This window comes from Alcanivorax sp., from assembly GCF_051117345.1.
Taxonomy (GTDB): Bacteria; Pseudomonadota; Gammaproteobacteria; order Pseudomonadales; family Alcanivoracaceae; genus Alcanivorax.
Genome location: NZ_JBNPEC010000252.1, coordinates 1 through 2,488, shown reverse-complemented (window position 1 = coordinate 2,488; position 2,488 = coordinate 1). Strand labels below are relative to the sequence as shown.

Sequence of the window (2,488 nt, the reverse complement as noted above, 5' to 3'; positions counted from 1 at the left end):
CCCCGCCCAATTCTTGCTGGCGGGGCTATCTGCGCTGCTGGAAGCGAAATAATCGGTCAGCTCCGGACCTGTATCGTACCGTACCGGCAGCACAAACAGCACCACATCGTAGTCGAAGTTGTCCAGCCGCTCCTTGTAGGCAGCGGGTTCCACTTCCCGGTAATCTGCCTCAATACCCAGGCGCTTCAGGTTACGGAACCAGGGGGCGAGTATGCGGTAAATGCCGGGGTTGTGATAATTGAGAACGGTAAAGCGAAGCGGTTTGCCTTGCGCGTTGACCAGCTTGTGATCCTGCAGACGCCAACCGCTTTCCTGCAGCAATGATAGTGCCTCGCGCATGCGATTGCGGATCTGTCCGCTGCCATCATTCACCGGGGGATGGATATCAGCGCTGAAGAAATTGTCTGGCAGATGCCCGGCCTGATCCTCCAACAGCGCTTGCTCTTCAGCGGTTGCGGGAACCGGGGCAGAGTAGGGGCTATTGGGAAACCAGCTGACAGTGCGGGTATAGGCATTACTGAACAAATTGCGATTGGACCATTCAAAGTCAAACAGCAGGCTGGCAGCCTTGCGCACATTCAGGTCATTAAACGGCGCTTTACGGGTATTGAAGAAGAAAGCCTGCACCGGACGCGGCATCTGGTGAGGGATTTCCTGTTTGATGATCTGATCCTGTTCAACGGCAGCAAAGTCGTAGGCGGTGGCCCAATGCTTCGAGCTGTAGTCGTAATGCAGATCATAATCCCCGGACTTGAAGGCTTCAAAACCCACGTCCGCATCGCGGAAAAACTCGAAGACTACCTGATCAAAGTTGTAGCGGCCTCGGTTAACCGGAAGGTTCGCTGCCCAGTAATCCTTGACCCGTTGGAAAACGACCTGCTTACCCGGTTTAACCGAGCTGACCTGATAAGGGCCGCTGGACAATGACGGAGTCAGGGTGGCCCGCTCGAAATCGTGCTTCTCCCAATAATGTTTGGGCAGGATGGGGATCGAGCCGACCACCAGGGGTAAATCCTTGCGGCCTTCCTTGAAGGTGAATTTCACGGTGAGCGGGTCCACTACCTCGACATCGGCCAGGTCAGCCAGCTGCAAGGTATACTCGGGCTTTCCCTTGCTGAGCAGAATGTCAAAGCTGAACACCACGTCTTCGGCGCGGATCGGGTGGCCGTCATGGAAGCGGGCCTGCTCGCGGATGCGGAAAGTGGCCCAGCTGCGGTCATGAGGATATTCCACCCATTCGGCGATCAGGCCATAGGCTGCGCCGGCTTCATCGCCGAGGCGATTATGGGACTGGTTGCCCATCAGCAAGCTGTCGGCCAGTTCGGTGACACCGTACATCTGCATGCCGGGGGTATCGGCAGGGCTGATGCCCTTGAGGATATAGGGGTTGAGGCTGTCAAAGGTGCCCTGGCCATAAAGGCGCATGGTGCCGCCTTTGGGGGCATCCGGGTTGACGTAATCAAGGTGCTGAAAGTCGGCAGGGTATTTGAGGTTGCCGAAGGGATGATAGCCGTGGCTGCGAGTTACCTCGGCGTGGCAAGCCACGCCGAGGAGCAGGGCCGCAAGGGCCAGAAAGGGTCTAGAACGTTTTGCGAATATCAACGTAGAGTGTCAGCCGTTGCCCGGGTTTAATGTAACGATTGCTGGCTACACGGTCGTTCCAGCTCTTGATGTCGTTCACCGATACATTAAAGCGGTCTGCAATGGCATACAAGGAGTCTCCGTTGCGTACGGCATAGCGTAGTTTGCGGACCATCTTGTCATTTTCCGGCGGGACTGCGCTGCTGGTCTGAGCCGATTCGCTCCACACGGCGAGGGATTGGCCGATACTCAGGCTGTCGCCGGGCGCCATGTTGTTCCATTTCGCCAGCTCCTTCACGCCAACACTGTAGCGACGGGAAATCTCCCACAGGGTGTCGCCGGATTGCACGGTGTAATTGACCCGTTGCCGACCTTTACGCTCCCGGGACTGATTGGCGGCCAGGCGAGAATCTTCGCTCAGGCTGTAGTCGCCTTGCCCGGACGATGGCCCCGGAATCAGCAGGGTGCGACCGGCGATGATGGTGTTACCGTTCAGCTTGTTGATGCTGCGCAGGACTTGTGGCGTGGTGCGATGTTTACGGGCAATGGCGCCCAGGTTATCGCCGGGGCGGATTTCGTAGCGGGCCCACTGCATGCGCTGGTCATGGGGCAACTCGGCCAGCCCGGTACGGAAGCGCTCTTCCCGGTCGACCGGAACGAGAAGACGGTGGGGACCATCTGGCGAGGTGGCCCAGCGGTTGAAGGAAGGGTTAAGCAGATAGAGCTCTTCGACGGAAATATCCGCCAGTCGGGCGGCCTGTGTCAGGTCAATCTGGCCACCGATGTCCACGCTGCTGAAATAGGCTTCATTACGGATCGGATGCAGGGTGACGCCGTAGCTTTCCGGGTCTTGCACGATCTGGGCAATGGCCAACAGCTTGGGAACGTAGGCGGTGGTCTCCCGCGG

At 58.0% G+C, this 2,488-nt stretch carries 2 protein-coding genes; both read right to left on the bottom strand.

The features are described 5' to 3' along the window. On the bottom strand, nt 1-1,545 hold a 1,545-nt coding region (locus tag ACFE0K_RS15815), incomplete at its 3' end, for an extracellular solute-binding protein (RefSeq protein WP_434536981.1). A gap of 34 nt (nt 1,546-1,579) precedes the next feature. Beyond that, the coding region (locus ACFE0K_RS15810) for a LysM peptidoglycan-binding domain-containing protein (protein WP_434536980.1) at nt 1,580-2,488 on the bottom strand (909 nt) is incomplete at its 5' end.